The sequence below is a fragment of the Frigoribacterium sp. NPDC087798 genome (assembly GCF_044742985.1).
In the GTDB taxonomy this organism is placed as follows: domain Bacteria; phylum Actinomycetota; class Actinomycetes; order Actinomycetales; family Microbacteriaceae; genus Frigoribacterium.
The window spans coordinates 551,263-568,452 of the sequence record NZ_JBIUVP010000002.1; the positions used below are offsets into that span (position 1 = coordinate 551,263).

Below are 17,190 nucleotides of genomic sequence, written 5' to 3' on the forward strand. Positions count from 1 at the left end.
GGTAGCCGTGCGCATCGCCAAAGTCTGGGTCTTCCCGATCCTGCGCATCTTGATCTTCGTCACCATCGCGGCGGCACTCGTCAAGCTCGCGTTCTTCGCGGCGCCGGCCGTCGGCGACGACACCGTCGCCGTGCCGACCGGCGAGCTCGTCGAACCACAGGTCGCCGTGGCCGTCGGCACCATCACGAACGACGTGGTGGTGGACGCGAGCGTCGTCGCCGACCCCGCGACTCCCGTGCCCGCGACGCTGGCGGGCACGGTCACCGGCGTCGACGTCGTCAAGGGACAGGCGGTCGCTGCGGGGGACCGACTCGCGACGCTCCGGTCCGAGACGCCGCAGGAGCCCCTGGTGGCCGCCGACGGCACCGTGACCGAGCGCAAGCCGATCGTCAAGACGGCCGTCATCACGGCACCCGTGGCCGGGACGATCTCGGCCGTCGCGGTGATCAAGGACCAGACGGTCGTCGTGGGTGACGCGGTCGCGCAGGTCGCGCCTCCCACCTTCCACGTGACGGGGTCGCTCGCCGCGGACCAGCTGTACCGTCTCGTCAGCCGCCCGACCGAGGGTTGCGTCGCGATCACCGGGGGACCGGCACCGTTCCCGTGCACGGCGCTCACCGTCGGGGGGAGCACCTCGTCGTCCACCGGGCCGGACGACGGCGGCGACGCCGGGGCGCCGACGGGGGACTCGTCGGGCCAGAGCGTCTCCTGCGTCGTGCCGGGCGACGTCACCGTGTTCAGCGGACTCGCCGCCAGGCTGACCATCCCTGCCGGTGTCGCCACCGACGTCCTGACCGTGCCCCTCACGGCCGTGGAGGGCGCGGCGGGCAGGGGCGTCGTCTCGGTCGTCGGAGCGGACGGTTCCACCGAGGAGCGCGACATCACGCTCGGCATCAACGACGGCACGATCGTCGAGGTCACGGGTGGCCTCGCCGAGGGCGACCAGGTGCTCGAATTCGTCCCGGGTGCCGCCGCCGCACCACAGGGCGACTGCGTCGACCCGGCCACGGGCGCGGACCTCTGAGGCTGATGGCTCTGATCAGGCTCGAGGCGGTCACCAAGACGGTGCCCCTCTCCGACGACCGGACGCTGGACATCCTCACGGGCGTCGACCTCGAGGTCGACGCCGGCGAGCACGTGAGCATCGTGGGTCGTTCGGGGTCGGGCAAGTCCACCCTGCTCAACATCCTCGGGCTCATCGACGAGCCCACCACGGGGACGCACTGGTTCGACGACGTCGACGTGCGCTCGATCCGTCGCGGACGGCGCGACCGGCTGAGGGGTGCCCAGGTGGGGTTCATCTTCCAGCAGTTCAACCTGCTCCAGGGGCGCTCGGCCCTCGAGAACGTCATGACCCCCCTGCTCTACTCGTCGGGTTCCGAGTTCTGGCGTCGCCGGTCCATCGCGGGCGAGATGCTCGAGCGCGTGGGTCTCGGTCACCGGGCCGACTCCATGCCCCATCGCCTGTCGGGTGGCGAACAACAGCGCGTCGCGATCGCCCGCTCGCTCGTGCGACGGCCGCGCGTCATCCTCGCCGACGAACCCACTGGCGCCCTCGACGTCGAGACGGGCGCCGGGGTGATGACGCTGCTGGACGGCATCGCGACCGAGAACGAGGCCGCCCTGGTCACCATCACCCACGACCTGGCCGTCGCCGCCCAGGCCTCGAGGCACTACCAGCTCGACACCGGTGTCCTCTCGGCGTCGGTCGACGGAGCTCTCGGAACACCGACGCCGACGTCGTCGTCTGCCGCGTCGACGTCGTCCTTGCGGGACGAGGTCGACGCGTGAAGCGTGTGGTGGCCGACGTGGTGGGGGCTTTCGCCGAGGCCTGGGCCGAACTGCGCGTCAACAAGCTCCGCGTGCTGCTCAGCCTGATCGGGGTCGCAGTCGCCGTCGCGGCCCTGACCGGTGTGGTCGCCCTCGGCGGGCTCGCCGAGCAGTCCTCCCGCGAGAACGCGGAGCGGTTCGGTGGCCGTCCCGCGAACTACTACGTCAACGCCTATTCCAACGGTGCCACGTCGCCGAGCACCGAGGCGATCGCGGACGCCTTCGCCACGACGACGGCACGCTACGGCATCGAGCAGACCAGCCGCGTCGTGTACGGCAATCGAGCCGTCCAGCTGCCCGACGGGGTGACCGAGGTCGGGGCCGTCACGGTCGACGTCCCCTACGGCGAGATGCACCGGGTCGTCATGACGGAGGGGGCGTGGTTCACCGACGGGGACGCGTCACGTCTCGCGCCGCCCGTCATCGTCAACGAGGTGCTCTGGCGGCAGCTCGGCTCCCCACCGTTGTCGTCGCATCCGACCCTGCTGGTCCGAGGGGCGGACTCTGCGACGCTCGTCGTCACCGGAGTCTCGGCCGCGACCGAGTACGACGGTCCGCAGATGTACCTTCTGCCGATCACCGACCACGACCTCGCGCTGGCGAGCTACGGCGCCGAGACCCCGCAGTACGAGATGTGGCTGCCGCCCGAGACCAGCGATGCCCTGAGCGCTCAGGTGGCGTCCGACATGGGGGCCAGCCTCGGCGACGACGTGCAGGTCGACGTGTCGCGACAGGACTACGCCGCAGGCGGCGACGCCGACCCCTTCGGTCCCATCAAGCTGATCATCACCGGGGTCGGTGTGCTGGTGTTGTTGCTGGGCGGTCTCGGCCTCGTCAACATCGCGCTCGTGACCGTCCGTCAGCGCATCCGCGAGATCGGCGTGCGCCGGTCCTTCGGGGCCACGGCTCCTCGGGTCTTCTTCTCGGTCATGCTCGAGAGCGTCGTCGGCACGGTCGTCGCGGGAGCCGTCGGCGTGATGGTGGCCGTCCTGGTCGTCGAGAACCCGACGGTCCAGGGCTTCATCGCGCAGGGCGCCGTCAGCGATCTCCCGCCGTTCCCGGTCGAGGCGGCCCTGATCGGTCTGGCGTCGGCCACGGCGATCGGAGCGGTGGCCGGTCTCCTGCCTGCTCTCGTGGCGATCCGCGTCAAGGTGATCGACGCCATCCGCTACTGACACACACCGGAGCACCTCCGGCCGCTGTCGGTGCCGAGAGGTACCTTGGAGCCCATGGCCACGCCCACCAAGTCGACCGCGCGCGCTCGCTCGTCGTCGCGAGCGTCGCAGACCTCCGGCGTCACGAAGGCGACCAAGAAGCTGCCCGCGTCCCGTCAGCCCGACCCGGTCCCGGACGGCCCAGGGCCGTTCGTGACGGCGTGGATGGGGCTCGCGCACCTGACCGGGGGCGCGTTCCGGCTCCTGGGCAAAGAGTCCCTGGCGAAAGACGAGCGGCGAGACGGCGTGCCGTTCCTACTCGTGCTGCTCGCGATCGCCGGGGCCGTCGTCGAGTGGCTCAACCCGACCAGCCCCCTCGCGGTCGGCTTCGACGCCTACACCTTCGGCGGGCTCGTGGGGCGGGTGGCCTACGCCCTGCCGGTCATCATGATCCTCTTCGCGGGCTGGCTCTTCCGGCACCCGGCGTCCGTCCACGACAACACCCGCATCGGCATCGGACTGGGCCTGTCCATCGTCTCGATCAGCGCTCTGTGCCACATCTTCGGAGGTCAACCCGAGGCCGCCGCCGGGCTCCGGGCCCTCGCCACCGGTGGCGGCGTGCTGGGTTGGGTCGTGGCGTCCTGGCTCGTCGCTCTCGCCACCGAGTGGGTCGCGGTCCCTCTCGTCGTGATCCTCCTGGCGTTCTCGCTGCTCATCATCACCAAGACGCCGCCGAACCGCATCCACCGCCGTCTGGGCGAGCTCTACTCCTACCTCTTCGGCGAGACGACCTCGGCTGCGGACGGGGCCGACGCCGATCCCGACCTCGTCGACCTGGCCGAGTCCGAGTCGTTGCCCTGGTGGCGGCGGAACAAGGACCAGCGCGAGGACGACCCTGCATACGACACCCCACTCGTGAAGGCGGACGAGTCGTCCGCCACCGAGACGTCCGGACGACGTCGACGGAAGAAGCCCGTCTTCGAGCCGAGCGTGGACGACGCGGGCAACGCCGCCGCGGCGGGGGCGGCAGGCTCCGCCGCGCCGACGACGGCTCCGACCGACGTCTTCTCCGCCGACCTCCTCGGCGACCTCGATCGGGCAGAGGACGCCGTCCGTGCCCAGGGGTTCGACGTCCCGTCCGTTCAGCCCACCGCGTCGACCACGGTGCTCCCGGTCGTCCCGGCCGAGCCCGTCGGCGAGAGCGACGCAGCGGCCGACTTCCTGGCGGTCGACCCCGACGAGGCGGCACCGCCCTCTCTCGACGAGGTCGACGACGGTGCCGAGAGCGCCCCGTATCGCCTCCCCGCCGCCTCGAGCCTGTCGGTCGGCGAGCCCGCGAAGGCCCGCAGCGAGGCGAACGACGCGATCGTGGCCGCCATCAGCCAGGTGCTCGACCAGTTCAACGTCGACGCCAAGGTGACCGGCCTCAAGCGCGGTCCGACCGTCACGCGGTACGAGATCGAACTCGGTCCCGGCGTCAAGGTCGAGCGGGTCACCGCCCTGACCAAGAATCTCGCCTACGCGGTGGCCTCCAACGAGGTCCGCATCCTGTCGCCGATCCCCGGCAAGAGTGCGATCGGCGTCGAGATCCCCAACACCGACAAAGAGATCGTCGCGCTCGGCGACGTCCTGCGGTCCTCAGCGGCGAGCAAGAGCGTCCACCCGCTCACGATCGGCGTCGGCAAGGACGTCGAGGGCGGCTACGTCGTGGCCAACCTGGCCAAGATGCCGCACCTGCTCGTGGCCGGCGCCACCGGGTCGGGCAAGTCCAGCTTCATCAACTCGATGATCACCTCGTTGTTGATGCGCGCCAAGCCGACCGACGTCCGCATGGTGCTGATCGACCCCAAGCGGGTCGAGCTCTCGATCTACGCCGGCGTGCCGCACCTGATCACGCCCATCATCACGAACCCCAAGAAGGCCGCCGAGGCCTTGCAATGGGTCGTCAAAGAGATGGACATGAGGTACGACGACCTCGCCAGCTTCGGCTTCCGGCACATCGACGACTTCAACCGCGCCGTCGTCGGTGGCGAGATCGTCCTCCCCGTCGGCAGTCAGCGCAAGCTCAAGCCGTACCCCTACCTCCTCGTGGTCGTCGACGAGTTGGCCGACCTCATGATGGTGGCTCCGCGCGACGTCGAGGACAGCATCGTCCGCATCACCCAGCTGGCCCGTGCGTCCGGAATCCACCTCGTTCTCGCGACGCAACGCCCCTCGGTCGACGTCGTGACCGGACTCATCAAGGCGAACGTCCCCTCGCGCTTCGCGTTCGCCGTCTCGAGCGTCACCGACTCGCGGGTGATCCTCGACCAGCCCGGGGCCGACAAGCTCATCGGTCAGGGCGACGGGCTGTTCCTCCCCATGGGTGCTTCCAAGGCCATGCGCGTCCAGGGCGCCTGGGTGCAAGAGAACGAGATCGCCCAGGTCGTGGCCCACGTCACCCGCCAGGCGCGACCCGACTACCGCCCCGACGTCGCCGCGGTGGTCGAGAAGCGCGAGATCGACGGTGACATCGGCGACGACCTCGAGTTGCTCCTCGCGGCTGCCGAGCTCGTGGTCAGCACGCAGTTCGGTTCGACGTCGATGCTCCAGCGCAAGCTGCGCGTCGGGTTCGCCAAGGCCGGCCGCTTGATGGACCTCATGGAGTCGCGAGACATCGTCGGTCCGTCCGAAGGGTCGAAGGCTCGCGACGTGCTCGTCACCACCGAGCAGCTCCCGGGCGTGCTCGCGAAGCTGCGCGGGGGCGACGCGGCCTCCGACGCCGGCGCCGGCCGCGCCTCTTCCGGGTCCTCTTCCGCCGCGCGCGCCGACGCCGGTGACTACGACGGCGATCCGGTCGAGGCCATGACCCGTGGGTACGCCGAGGACGTCGACGCCGGCAGCGAAGACGCCTGGCACCTGACCGGCAGGGAGTAGACCATGAGCCACGACGACGCCTCCCGCCCGACGGCACCACGCTCGGCCTTCTCGTTCCGAGGGCGGGTGGCCTCGAGAGGGCCCGGGCCCGCCAGCACCGGCAACATCGCGAACGTGATCACCGTCGTGCGCATACTCATGGCGCCGCTGTTCATCGCCTGGTTGCTGATCGACGACGGGGCCGACGGCTCACTCCGCGTCTGGGCCGCTGCCCTGTTCGTCGTCGCGATCCTCACCGACAGCCTCGACGGCATGCTGGCCCGTGGCCTCGACCTCGTGACCGACTTCGGCAAGATCGTCGATCCGATCGCCGACAAGGTGTTGATCGGTGGCGCACTCGTCTCGCTCACCATCCTCGGTGAGCTGCCGTGGTGGGTCACCGCCCTCATCCTCGTCCGCGAGGTCGGCATCACCGTCTACCGCTTCGCCGTCTTGCGGGACCGGGTGATCCCGGCCTCCCGCGGCGGCAAGGTCAAGACCGTGCTGCAAGCCGTCGCGGTGACGCTGGCGCTCTTCCCCCTCTGGAACGTCGTCGGAGAAGGCATGCACTGGGTCAACGGCGTGCTCATGACGGCGGCCACGGTCGCCACCCTCGTCTCCGGGGCGGACTACCTGCGTGTGGCGATGAAGCACGGACGAACCTCCGCATGACCGTGGCTGCCGACCTCGTGGCCGAGTTGACGAGCAGGGGGCTGACGGTCGCCGTCGCCGAGTCCCTCACCGGCGGTGCCCTGGTCGCCGAACTCGTGTCCGTGCCCGGAGCCTCGGCCGTCGTCCTGGGCGGGGTGGTCGCTTACCAGACAGAGCTCAAGCACACGCTCCTCGGGGTCGATCCAGGACTGCTCGCGCGACACGGACCCGTGCATCCCGACGTCGCCGCGTCCATGGCCGTCGGGGTTCGGGATCGGTTGGCCGCAGGCGGTCACCCGGCCGACATCGGTCTCGCGACCACCGGCGTCGCCGGTCCCGACCCCCAGGGCGGTCACGCACCCGGAACGGTCTTCGTCGGTCTGGCGGTGCCCGGTGACGTCCGCGTCGCCGAGCTCTCGCTCGCGGGCGACCGGCAGGCCATCCGAAACGCCACCGTCTCCGAATCCCTCGCAGCACTCGATCGATGGCTGGTCGAGACGAGGGAATAGCCGGCGTTTCGGTCTCGTTACATCTCTCGAGTTCACAACAGGTGCACAGTCCCCGATGGCTACAGTCGTGGTCAGTCGGTCCGAGCACCACCCGCCGTCCCCCATCTGCAACCATCCCGGCAGATGGGTCGTCCCCGAAGGAGGGTCCCATGGTCCTGGTACGTCAAGAAATCGGCGACGTCCTTCGCGACTTCCGCCTGCAGAAGGGTCGCACGCTCCGTCAGGTCGCGAGCAAGGCCAGCGTCGCCCTCGGCTACCTCAGCGAGGTCGAGCGGGGTCAGAAAGAAGCGAGTTCCGAGATCCTCGCGTCCGTCGCGGACGCCCTCGAGACGCCCATCTCGGTCATCATGCGCGAGGTCGGTGACCGCATGGCCGTCATCGAGGGGCTGAACCCGATCCCCGACACGCTTCCGGACGACCTCGTCGCCGAGTTCGACTCCGACCTCGCGGTCCGCTGACCGTCCTTCGTCGCCACGAACGCCCCCGGCTCCCGCCGGGGGCGTTCGTCGTCCGGGGTACCCTCGTCTGATGCGCAAGAGCGAGTTCGCCCGGGCCGTCGAGGACGAGTTCGGAGAAGCCTACGGTCGGGTGGTCACCCGGGATCTCGTGATCCAGTCGCTCGGTGACAGGACCGCCGACCAGGCGATCGCGCAAGGCGAGTCACCCCGCGACGTGTGGCTCGCCCTCTGCGACGCCGAGGGCGTCCCCGTGGGCCGTCGCCACGGTGTGGGGTTGCCCGAACCGACGGACTGAGGCGCAGCCCGGTCGGGCGTGTGTTCGACACGCCGAGGCCGATGGGTCGAACACCTGTTCGGACGGGTGGTAGCGTCCTCCACAAGGACGTGGACGAGCGAGTTCTACACGTCGGGCCCCCACCGCCACTGCGATGTCGGAGGTGGCCCGTAGCGTTTCTCGCATCGACGTCCCGCGTCACCGGCACTTGCCGGCGACACCAGCCTTGTCGTAGCGACGACGACCTTGCACCACCGGTCGGCGTCGACGCGACAGCCTACAGGCGCACGGACGACCACCACGAAGGAGAACGACATGCCCTCAGTTGAAAACCGCGAGAAAGCACTCGAGACGGCTCTCGCCCAGATCGACCGCCAGTTCGGCAAGGGCGCCGTCATGCGCCTCGGCAGCGACGAGCGTGCTCCCGTGGCGGTGATCCCCACCGGCTCGATCGCCCTCGACGTCGCTCTCGGCATCGGTGGCATCCCTCGTGGCCGCATCGTCGAGATCTACGGTCCCGAGTCGTCCGGTAAGACGACCCTGACCCTGCACGCCATCGCGAATGCCCAACGCAACGGCGGCATCGCTGCGTTCATCGACGCCGAGCACGCTCTCGACCCCGAGTACGCCAAGAAGCTCGGCGTCGACATCGACGCGCTGCTGGTCTCGCAGCCCGACACGGGTGAGCAGGCTCTCGAGATCGCCGACATGCTCGTCCGTTCGGGGTCGATCGACCTCGTCGTCATCGACTCGGTCGCCGCGCTCGTGCCGCGTGCCGAGATCGAGGGTGAGATGGGCGACTCGCACGTCGGTCTGCAGGCTCGACTCATGTCACAGGCATTGCGCAAGTTGACCGGTGGGCTCAGCCAGACCGGCACCACGATGATCTTCATCAACCAGCTGCGCGAGAAGATCGGTGTCTTCTTCGGCAGCCCCGAGACGACGGCCGGCGGAAAGGCGCTCAAGTTCTACGCGTCCGTGCGTCTCGACATCCGCCGCATCGAGACGTTGAAGGACGGTACCGACGCGGTCGGCAACCGCACCCGCGTCAAGGTCGTCAAGAACAAGATGGCTCCGCCCTTCAAGCAGGCCGAGTTCGACATCCTCTACGGTGTGGGCATCTCGCGCGAGGGCAGCCTCATCGACTTCGGTGTCGAGCACGGCATCGTCCGCAAGTCGGGTGCCTGGTACACGTACGAAGGCGACCAGCTCGGTCAGGGCAAAGAGAACTCGCGCAACTTCCTCATCAAGAACGCCGCCATCGCTCAAGAGATCGAGCAGAAGATCCTCGCCAAGCTCGGAGTCGGTGGTGCCAAGCCCGTCGAAGCGCCCGTCGAGTCGATCGAGGCCAAGATCGCCGCTCGCAAGGGCGCATGACCACGCGCGACGACGACGCCACGGGGGCGGGTCCCGCTGTCGACGGCGTCGACAGCGGGCGGCTCGCGCCGGTCACGCCCCTCTTCGGTGTTGCGACCGGATCGTCGACGTCCGGCGAGAGGGTCGCTCCAGCGGCTTCGGACGCTCCGTCCCACGATTCCGAAGCCGTCCTGACGGCCATCAGCGCCCACTGGGTCGGCGACGCGTCCCCGCTGGCCTCGGAGGCCGACCACCCGTCCGCGCGAGGTTCTCGAGCGGGCGCGGCCGGTCGGCCCAAGGCCACCGGGTTCGACGATCAGCCCGACGACGGGCCGGAGGACCTCGAAGCGCAGAAGCGACGGGCTGAGAACGTCAGCCTGCACGCCCTCTCGCGCCGTGGTGTGTCCTCTCACGAGATGGAGAAGCTGCTTCTCTCGCGTGACCTCGACGAATCGGTCGTCGCCGACGAGATCGCTCGGCTCGAGCGGGTGGGCCTGCTCGACGACAGCGAACTGGCCGCGACCCTGGTCCGGTCGAAGCAAGAGCGCAAGGGGCTGGGCCGCGGGGCCGTCACGTCCGAACTCCGCGCCCGTGGAATCGATCCGTCGATCATCGACGAGGCGCTGTCCGACACGGACGACGACGAAGAGCAAGAACGTGCCGACGAATGGGCTCGCAAACGGGCCGGTTCGTTGCGCGGGCTCGACCGCGAGACGGCGGAGCGTCGTCTCAACGGGTACCTGATGCGCCGCGGGTACCGCTCCGAGGTCGTGCGTCGTGCCATCGAGAAGGCCCTGCCTCGGGGTGGCAGCGGTCGGGGCGGCGTCCGCTTCGAGTGATCCGCTCGGGGGTGGCGGCGATCTACACTGAGTCACCATGACGACGGTCGCCACCACCAGCATCCCCTCGCCCGTCGACGGCCCGGCCCGCACGTACGAGGTCCGTACCTTCGGGTGCCAGATGAACGTGCACGATTCGGAGCGGTTGAGTGGTTCACTCGAGGCGGCCGGCTACGTGGCCGCCGACGGAGCCGAGGCCGACATCGTCGTCATCAACACCTGCGCAGTACGCGAGAACGCCGACAAGAAGCTCTACGGGACCCTGGGGACCCTCGCCGGCCTGAAGAAGAAGCACGAAGGCATGCAGATCGCCGTCGGCGGGTGCCTGGCCCAGAAAGACAAGGACGTCATCCTCGACAGGGCGCCGTGGGTCGACGTCGTCTTCGGTACGCACAACATGGGTGCCCTGCCCACGCTGCTCGAACGCGCGCGGCACAACGACGAGGCCCAGCTCGAGATCCTCGAAGCGCTCGACGTCTTCCCTTCGACCTTGCCGACCAAGCGCGAGTCCACGCACAGCGGCTGGGTCTCGATCTCGGTCGGCTGCAACAACACCTGCACCTTCTGCATCGTCCCTTCGCTCCGAGGCAAGGAGAAGGACCGCCGCCCCGGCGACATCCTCGCCGAGGTCGGGGCGCTCGTCGACGACGGGGCCGTCGAGGTGACGCTGCTCGGGCAGAACGTGAACTCGTACGGTGTCGAGTTCGGCGATCGACTCGCCTTCGGCAAGTTGCTGCGGGCCGTCGGCGCGATCCCCGGGCTCGAGCGGGTGCGCTTCACCAGCCCGCACCCGGCGTCCTTCACCGACGACGTCATCGCCGCCATGGCCGAGACGCCCGCTGTGATGCCCCAGTTGCACATGCCCCTGCAATCGGGGTCCGACCGGGTGTTGCGGGCCATGCGACGCAGCTACCGCAGCGAGAAGTTCCTCGGCATCATCGATCGTGTGCGCGCGGCCATGCCCGACGCCGCGATCAGCACCGACATCATCGTCGGGTTCCCCGGCGAGACCGAGGACGACTTCGCCGAGACCCTCCGGGTCGTCGAGCGATCCCGGTTCGCCTCGGCGTTCACGTTCCAGTACTCGGTGCGCCCCGGGACGCCCGCGGGCGAGATGGCCGACCAGATCCCGAAGGCCGTCGTCCAAGAACGGTTCGAGCGGTTGACGGCGGTTCAGGATCGCATCTCCGCCGAAGAGAACCGTCGCCAGGTCGGGCGTCCCGTCGAGGTCCTCGTGGCCACCGGCGAGGGGCGGAAGGACGCCTCCACCCACCGTCTCTCGGGTCGCGCCGAAGACAGCCGTCTCGTCCACTTCGAGGTGCCGACGGGTGCTGCCGTTCCGCGACCCGGCGACGTCGTCAGCGTGAGGATCACCGACGCCGCGCCGTTCTACCTGCTCGCCGATGCGGTCGAGGGGCCCGAATCCCTCTACGAGGTCCGTCGCACGCGGGCGGGCGATGCCTGGGACGCCGCGCAGGCCGCCTCGTGCGGGGTGCCGTCCGGGGGTGACGCGACCCGCCCCTCCTCGGCTCGGCCGGCGAGGGTGAGCCTCGGTCTGCCCACGCTGCGGGTGGCGACGACGCCGATCTACAGCACGACCGACGACCTCCGCTGACGTGCTGGTCGCGATCGTCGGGGCGACCGGCACGGGGAAGTCCGCCTTCTCGCTGGACCTCGCCGAGGCACTGTCCGCCCGGGGCGAGACGGTCGAGATCGTCAACGCGGACGCCATGCAGCTCTACCGGGGCATGGACGTCGGCACGGCCAAACTGCCGGTCGCCGAACGGCGAGGCTTCGCGCATCATCTCCTCGACGTCCTCGACGTCACCGACGAGGCGAGCGTCGAGTGGTATCAACGCGAAGCCAGGGACCTCATCGACGGCATCGTCGCGCGAGGGGCGGTGCCGGTCCTCGTCGGCGGGTCCGGGCTCTACGTCTCGAGCGTGTTGTTCGACTTCCGGTTCCCCGGCACCGATCCTGCGATCCGGAGTCGCTACGAAGCGATCGCCGACGAGCGGGGAGCAGGGGCGCTGTACGACTTGTTGAGAGAGCGCGATCCGGCGTCCGCCACGTCGATCGGGCCATCCAACGCCAGGCGTCTCGTCCGGGCGCTCGAGGTCGGGGACCTCACCGGACGTCCCCTCTCGGGAACGCTGCCCGAGAAGTCGTCACCGTGGCGGCCGTCGAGCGTCTTCGGCGTGGCCGAGGAGCGCCCCGTGCTCGTCGAACGTCTCGACCGACGCGTCGACCAGATGTGGCGAGACGGTCTCGTCGACGAGGTACGGGGTCTGCTTCCCCTCGGGCTCGAGCGAGGGGTCACGGCGAGCCGGGCGATCGGTTACGCGCAGGCCGTCGCCCAGATCCGGGGTGAGCTCGGCGAGGGGGACGCCATCGATGCCACGGCGGCCCTCACCCGTCGCTACGCCCGCCGCCAGGCGAGCTGGTTCCGCCGGTACGACGACGTCGAGTGGTCCCGCTCGGGCGACGCCCAGGCGGTCGACCGGGCCGTGGCTAGAATCCTGGGGTGACCACCACGCTGCAGTTCACCAAGGGGCACGGCACGGGCAACGACTTCGTCCTGTTCACCGATCCCGATGCGGGCACCGATCTGAGCCCCGCCATGATCCGGGCCCTGGCGGACCGGAGGTTCGGGGTGGGCGGGGACGGGGTCATCCGTGCGGTCCGCACGGCGGCGTTGTCCACCGAGGCGGGCCTGCTCGAGACCGAGCCGCGCGCCGAGTGGTTCATGGACTACCACAACGCCGACGGCAGCCCGGCCGAGATGTGCGGCAACGGCATCCGTGTCTTCGCGCGCTACCTCCTCGAGCGGGGGCTGGTCCAGCTGGGCGAGGACGACGTGCTCGTCGTCGGCACGCGGGCCGGCGCGCGTGAGGTGCGTCGTGACGGCACGGGCTTCCGCATCGACCTGGGGCCGTGGAGGCTCGGCGACGACGATCCGGTCGTGCGGGCGCGCGAGCTGCACGCGGCGCGTCCCGGCCTGCCGATCTCGGTGGGCAACCCCCACGTGGTGGTGGCACTCGCCGGCGACGACGAACTGGACGGTCTCGACCTGACCTACGTGCCGATCGTCGACCCGGCCCCGGCCGACGGGGCGAACGTCGAGTTCGTGGTCCCGGCGGACCCGCTCGTGGTCGACGGGCTGGGTCGCATCCGCATGCGTGTCCACGAGCGGGGCAGCGGCGAGACCCTGTCGTGCGGCACCGGTGCGGCAGCTGCCGCCCTGGCGACGCGGTACTGGGCAGGAGCCTCGGCACCCGAGGCCTGGTTGGTCGAGGTTCCCGGCGGCGTCGTGGGCGTGTCGGTGAGTCATCACGCCGATGGTGAGCACGTCTCGCTCAGCGGGCCGGCCGAACTGGTCTTCACCGGCGCGCTCGAACTCTGAGCCGCGCCGGGGGCGGCGTCCAGATCTCGGCGAGAAGTCCGATCAGTCGGCGTCGCTGAGTCGCTCGGCACGCAGGATCCGGTATCCCTTGCTGGTGGAGGCGCGGGTCACGTCCACGACGCCGGTCATGGTCTCGTTCATCCAGCGCTGCAGGGAGTCGGCCCCCAGGTTCTTCTGCACGACCAGCCACGCGTCCGACCCCGCGTCGAGGCGGGGGAGCCACCGTTCGAGCAGGGAGTGCAGCTCGGCCTTGCCGACCCGGATCGGCGGGTTCGACCAGATCGCCGCGAAGCGCAGATCGTCGGGAACACCGTCGGGGGTCACGGCGTTGACGTTCTCGAGGCCGACCGACCGCGCGTTCTCGCGCACGAGGTCGAGCACTCTCTCGTTCACGTCGACGGCCCAGACCGTCGCGTCGGGTGACGACAACGCGAGGCTCAGTGTGATGGGGCCCCACCCGCACCCGACGTCCAACAGATGGCCCGCCCTCGGCGGCGTCGGCGTGCCCGCCAGCAGGACCGAGGTGCCCGGGTCGACGCGGCCGGGGCTGAAGACGCCGGCAGCCGTGGTCAGGGTCAGCTCCCGTCCTGCGAGGACGACCTCGATCGTCCGGGGCTTGGCCTCGCTGCCGGGCTGGGGGGAGAAGTAGTGCTCGCTGGCCATGGTCGCCAACCTACCGAACATCCGGCAGGGCCTCGCTCCCTGCTCTCCGCACACCGAAAGGGTTAGTATCACCCCGATGACAGACCACACCACGACCCCGCTCGATCCGGAGCGGAACGACCAGCCCGACGACGTCGTCGCGCGCGTGCTCGATCGTGCAGCCCAGAGGGCATCCGGCTACACCGTGTTCTCGCCGGCTCAGGCCATCCAGACACGCTCGTTGCACCACGACGGCGACTCCGACGGCGATCAGTCCGAGCGCGACGACCGCCAGGCCCTCCGCCGCGTGGCGGGCCTGTCGACCGAACTGCAGGACGTCACCGAGGTCGAGTACCGCCAGTTGCGCCTCGAGAACGTCGTCCTGATCGGCGTCTACTCGCAGGGGTCGATGGCGGATGCCGAGAACTCCCTCCGCGAGCTCGCTGCCCTGGCCGAGACGGCGGGGGCGGTCGTGCTCGACGGACTGCTGCAGCGACGGCCGAACCCGGACCCGAGCACCTACCTGGGCAAGGGCAAGGCCGAAGAACTGCGCGGAACGGTCGCGGCCCTCGGCGCCGACACCGTCATAGCCGACACCGAACTGGCCCCCAGCCAGCGACGCGCCCTCGAGGACGTGGTCAAGGTCAAGGTGATCGACCGCACGGCCGTCATCCTCGACATCTTCAGCCAGCACGCCAAGAGCCGGGAGGGCAAGGCGCAGGTCGAACTGGCCCAACTCGAGTACCTCCTGCCCCGTCTCCGCGGTTGGGGCGAGTCGATGTCCCGCCAGGCCGGTGGACAAGTCGGAGGCGCGGGTGCCGGAATGGGCAGCCGCGGGCCCGGTGAGACCAAGATCGAGCTCGACCGGCGCCGCATCCACACCCGCATGGCCCGGCTCCGCAAGCAGATCAAAGAGATGAAGCCTGCCCGCGACGCCAAGCGAGCCAACCGTGACCGCAACGAGGTGCCCACCGTCGCCATCGCCGGGTACACGAACGCCGGGAAGTCCAGTCTCCTGAACCGGTTGACGAGCGCGGGCGTCCTCGTCGAGAACGCGCTGTTCGCGACCCTGGACGCGACGGTCCGCAAGAGCGTGACGGCCGACGGTCGTCCCTTCACGTACGCCGACACCGTCGGATTCGTCCGGAACCTCCCTCACCAGCTGGTCGAGGCATTCCGATCGACGCTCGAGGAGGTCGAGGCGTCCGACGTCATCGTGCACGTCGTCGACGGGTCGCACCCCGACCCCGCCGCCCAGCTCGCCACCGTCCGAGACGTCATCGCCGAGGTCGACGGTCGCGACATCGCCGAGATCGTCGTCTACAACAAGAGCGACCTCGTCGACGACGACCAGCGTCTCGTCCTGCTCGGACTCGAGCCGACGGCGGTCTTCGTCTCGGCACGGACGGGTGAGGGCATCGACGAGCTGCTGGCCCGCATCGCAGCCGTCCTGCCCGAACCCGAGATCGAGCTCGACCTGTTGGTGCCGTACGACCGCGGCGACGTCGTCTCCCACCTCCACGACTCGGGTCGCATCGTCAGCACGGACTACGAAGAAGAGGGCACCCGGGTCCACGCCCGTGTCTACCCGAGTGACGTCGCCGGGCTCACGCCTTACGTGGCTCCCGTGGGCGTGGGGCGCTGACGCCGAGCCCCACGTCCTCGAACGACGAAGCGCCGACCACGTGTGGTGGTCGGCGCTTCGTCGTGCGCGGGGCGGGTCGCGACCGCCGAGAGACGATCAGACGGAGCGCAACACGGCGACGACCTTGCCGACGATCTGCGCATGGTCGCCGACAATGGGTTCGAACGCGCTGTTCCGGGGAAGCAGCCAAGTGTGGCCGTCTCTCTGGCGGAACACCTTGACGGTCGCTTCGTCGTCGAGCATGGCCGCGACGATGTCGCCGTTCTCAGCGTCCTGCTGCTGCCTCACGACGACCCAGTCCCCGTCGCAGATCGCCGCGTCGATCATCGAGTCGCCGACCACCCGCAACATGAACAGTTCGCCCTTGCCGACGAGTTGACGCGGCAGGGGCATCACGTCCTCGATCTGCTGCTCGGCCGTGATGGGGATGCCGGCGGCGATCCGTCCGACCATGGGGACGTGAGCCGTGTCGCCGTCGTCACTCGTCGTGAAGACGGTGGCCGGGGCCGCCGACGGCGCCGTCGCGTCCACGAGGACCTCGAGGGCTCGGGGTCGGTTCGGGTCGCGGCGGATCTTGCCGGCGAGTTCGAGCTGGTTCAGCTGGTGCGTGACGCTCGACAGGGACTTGAGGCCGACGGCGTCGCCGATCTCGCGCATGCTCGGGGGATACCCGCGGTGTCCGATGCTCTCGGTGATCGCGGCGAGGATCGACTCCTGCTTCGCCGTCAACTCCTTGCGGGGGAGGACACCCGGATCGAGCTGACGGGGGGCGTCGGTGGCCGCCTGCGGGGTGCGCTTCGGGTCGCTCATGGGTCTCCTGCCGTCGATGTCGGTGGTCCCTGTTTGACTCCTACCACCGATCGAAACCGTATCCGATCGGGCGGTGTCGACAAAACACATGTTCGAGTGTGTCGCGTTATCGCTTCCCGATCCACAGCGATTCCGTCCTGCGATACCCGTCGCGGGGGTTGAAAGCCTCGGCAATCGAATGTATGTTCGGAACACGTCTTCGCGCCCGGCATTCCCGGCCGAGTGCCGGGCACGAACTCGTCCCCTGTCTTCCACGGTGAAAGGACCACCTCATGAGCGTCACCTCAGCATCAGCAGTTGCGTCCCCCGTCGACTCGACCCGAGTCGTGCGCACGCGTCTGCGCATCACCCGGCGGGGCCGCGCGGTCGTCGCCGGGCTCGTCGCGGTCCCGCTCGTCGTCGTGGCGGGTGCGCTCGTCCTCAACGGTGGCGGCGCCGTCGCGTCCGACACGACGGGTCGCGCGGACTTCCAGCACGTGACCGTCGACGGTGGCGAGACGCTCTGGCAGGTCGCGTCCGAGATCGACCCCGACGCCGATCCTCGCGACGTCATCGCCGACCTCGTCTCGCTCAACAACCTGCCGAGCGCCGAGGTCTCCGCCGGGCAGAGCCTCGCCGTCCCCGCTCAGTACGCTCGCTGAACTGCCGTCGCCGACGAGGTGGGTGGTCCGGCCCACTGACATCGTGTTCGTACGGTGGCGACCGACCCGACACACCGTCGGCC

17 protein-coding genes are annotated in these 17,190 nt (G+C 69.6%); 15 read left to right on the forward strand and 2 right to left on the reverse strand.

Going from position 1 to position 17,190, the window contains the following annotated elements:
- Nucleotides 1-7 precede the first annotated feature (7 nt).
- From ACIOSR_RS09580 to dapF, 13 genes are all read left to right on the forward strand, one after another.
- The gene (locus ACIOSR_RS09580) at nucleotides 8-1,024 is read left to right on the forward strand and encodes a hypothetical protein (protein ID WP_402752468.1); all 1,017 of its coding nucleotides are present in this window, start codon (nucleotides 8-10) and stop codon (nucleotides 1,022-1,024) included.
- Nucleotides 1,025-1,029: 5 nt separating this feature from the next.
- Nucleotides 1,030-1,791: an ABC transporter ATP-binding protein gene (locus ACIOSR_RS09585; protein WP_402752469.1), complete on the forward strand. Its 762-nt coding sequence runs from the start codon at nucleotides 1,030-1,032 to the stop codon at nucleotides 1,789-1,791.
- Entirely contained in the window at nucleotides 1,788-3,005 is a 1,218-nt protein-coding gene (locus tag ACIOSR_RS09590; protein WP_402752470.1) for an ABC transporter permease, read from the forward strand. The genes ACIOSR_RS09585 and ACIOSR_RS09590 overlap by 4 nt, the downstream gene beginning before the upstream one ends.
- A gap of 54 nt (nucleotides 3,006-3,059) precedes the next feature.
- A complete protein-coding gene (locus ACIOSR_RS09595) occupies nucleotides 3,060-5,900 on the forward strand; it encodes a DNA translocase FtsK (RefSeq protein WP_402752471.1) in 2,841 nt (946 codons plus the stop codon).
- Between the two features lie 3 nt (nucleotides 5,901-5,903).
- Nucleotides 5,904-6,551, forward strand: a complete 648-nt coding sequence (pgsA, locus tag ACIOSR_RS09600; protein ID WP_200412496.1) for a CDP-diacylglycerol--glycerol-3-phosphate 3-phosphatidyltransferase — start codon at nucleotides 5,904-5,906, stop codon at nucleotides 6,549-6,551.
- Nucleotides 6,548-7,039, forward strand: coding sequence for a CinA family protein (locus ACIOSR_RS09605; RefSeq protein WP_056048098.1), 492 nt, complete (start codon nucleotides 6,548-6,550; stop codon nucleotides 7,037-7,039). The genes pgsA and ACIOSR_RS09605 overlap by 4 nt, the downstream gene beginning before the upstream one ends.
- Nucleotides 7,040-7,188: 149 nt before the next feature.
- Nucleotides 7,189-7,497 carry a helix-turn-helix domain-containing protein gene (locus ACIOSR_RS09610; RefSeq protein WP_043596680.1) on the forward strand — a complete coding sequence of 103 codons (309 nt, stop codon included), beginning with the start codon at nucleotides 7,189-7,191 and terminating at the stop codon, nucleotides 7,495-7,497.
- A gap of 70 nt (nucleotides 7,498-7,567) precedes the next feature.
- Nucleotides 7,568-7,792, forward strand: a complete 225-nt coding sequence (locus ACIOSR_RS09615; RefSeq protein WP_159826807.1) for a DUF3046 domain-containing protein — start codon at nucleotides 7,568-7,570, stop codon at nucleotides 7,790-7,792.
- 294 nt (nucleotides 7,793-8,086) lie between these two features.
- The gene (gene recA, locus ACIOSR_RS09620) at nucleotides 8,087-9,148 is read left to right on the forward strand and encodes a recombinase RecA (protein ID WP_056048091.1); all 1,062 of its coding nucleotides are present in this window, start codon (nucleotides 8,087-8,089) and stop codon (nucleotides 9,146-9,148) included.
- Complete coding sequence (locus ACIOSR_RS09625; protein WP_173152325.1) at nucleotides 9,145-9,966, forward strand: regulatory protein RecX; 822 nt, start codon at nucleotides 9,145-9,147, stop codon at nucleotides 9,964-9,966. Before recA ends, ACIOSR_RS09625 begins: the two co-directional genes overlap by 4 nt.
- Nucleotides 9,967-10,003: 37 nt before the next feature.
- On the forward strand, nucleotides 10,004-11,581 hold the full coding sequence (gene miaB / locus ACIOSR_RS09630) for a tRNA (N6-isopentenyl adenosine(37)-C2)-methylthiotransferase MiaB (RefSeq protein ID WP_173152322.1): 1,578 nt from the start codon (nucleotides 10,004-10,006) through the stop codon (nucleotides 11,579-11,581).
- Between the two features lies 1 nt (nucleotide 11,582).
- On the forward strand, nucleotides 11,583-12,494 hold the full coding sequence (gene miaA, locus ACIOSR_RS09635; RefSeq protein WP_173152319.1) for a tRNA (adenosine(37)-N6)-dimethylallyltransferase MiaA: 912 nt from the start codon (nucleotides 11,583-11,585) through the stop codon (nucleotides 12,492-12,494).
- Nucleotides 12,491-13,369 carry a diaminopimelate epimerase gene (gene dapF / locus ACIOSR_RS09640; RefSeq protein WP_402752472.1) on the forward strand — a complete coding sequence of 293 codons (879 nt, stop codon included), beginning with the start codon at nucleotides 12,491-12,493 and terminating at the stop codon, nucleotides 13,367-13,369. The genes miaA and dapF overlap by 4 nt, the downstream gene beginning before the upstream one ends.
- Before the next feature lie 42 nt (nucleotides 13,370-13,411).
- On the opposite strand, the gene ACIOSR_RS09645 is transcribed toward dapF, so the two are convergent.
- A complete protein-coding gene (locus ACIOSR_RS09645; protein ID WP_402752473.1) occupies nucleotides 13,412-14,032 on the reverse strand; it encodes a class I SAM-dependent methyltransferase in 621 nt (206 codons plus the stop codon).
- 76 nt (nucleotides 14,033-14,108) lie between these two features.
- Here ACIOSR_RS09645 and hflX point away from each other — a divergent pair, with 76 nt between their 5' ends.
- Entirely contained in the window at nucleotides 14,109-15,656 is a 1,548-nt protein-coding gene (gene hflX, locus ACIOSR_RS09650) for a GTPase HflX (RefSeq protein WP_123571780.1), read from the forward strand.
- 96 nt (nucleotides 15,657-15,752) lie between these two features.
- On the opposite strand, the gene lexA is transcribed toward hflX, so the two are convergent.
- Complete coding sequence (lexA, locus tag ACIOSR_RS09655) at nucleotides 15,753-16,466, reverse strand: transcriptional repressor LexA (RefSeq protein WP_402752474.1); 714 nt, start codon at nucleotides 16,464-16,466, stop codon at nucleotides 15,753-15,755.
- A 272-nt stretch (nucleotides 16,467-16,738) separates the two neighbouring features.
- On the opposite strand from lexA, the gene ACIOSR_RS09660 reads away from it, so the two are divergent.
- Nucleotides 16,739-17,107, forward strand: a complete 369-nt coding sequence (locus ACIOSR_RS09660; RefSeq protein WP_402752475.1) for a hypothetical protein — start codon at nucleotides 16,739-16,741, stop codon at nucleotides 17,105-17,107.
- The last annotated feature ends 83 nt before the right edge of the window (nucleotides 17,108-17,190 follow it).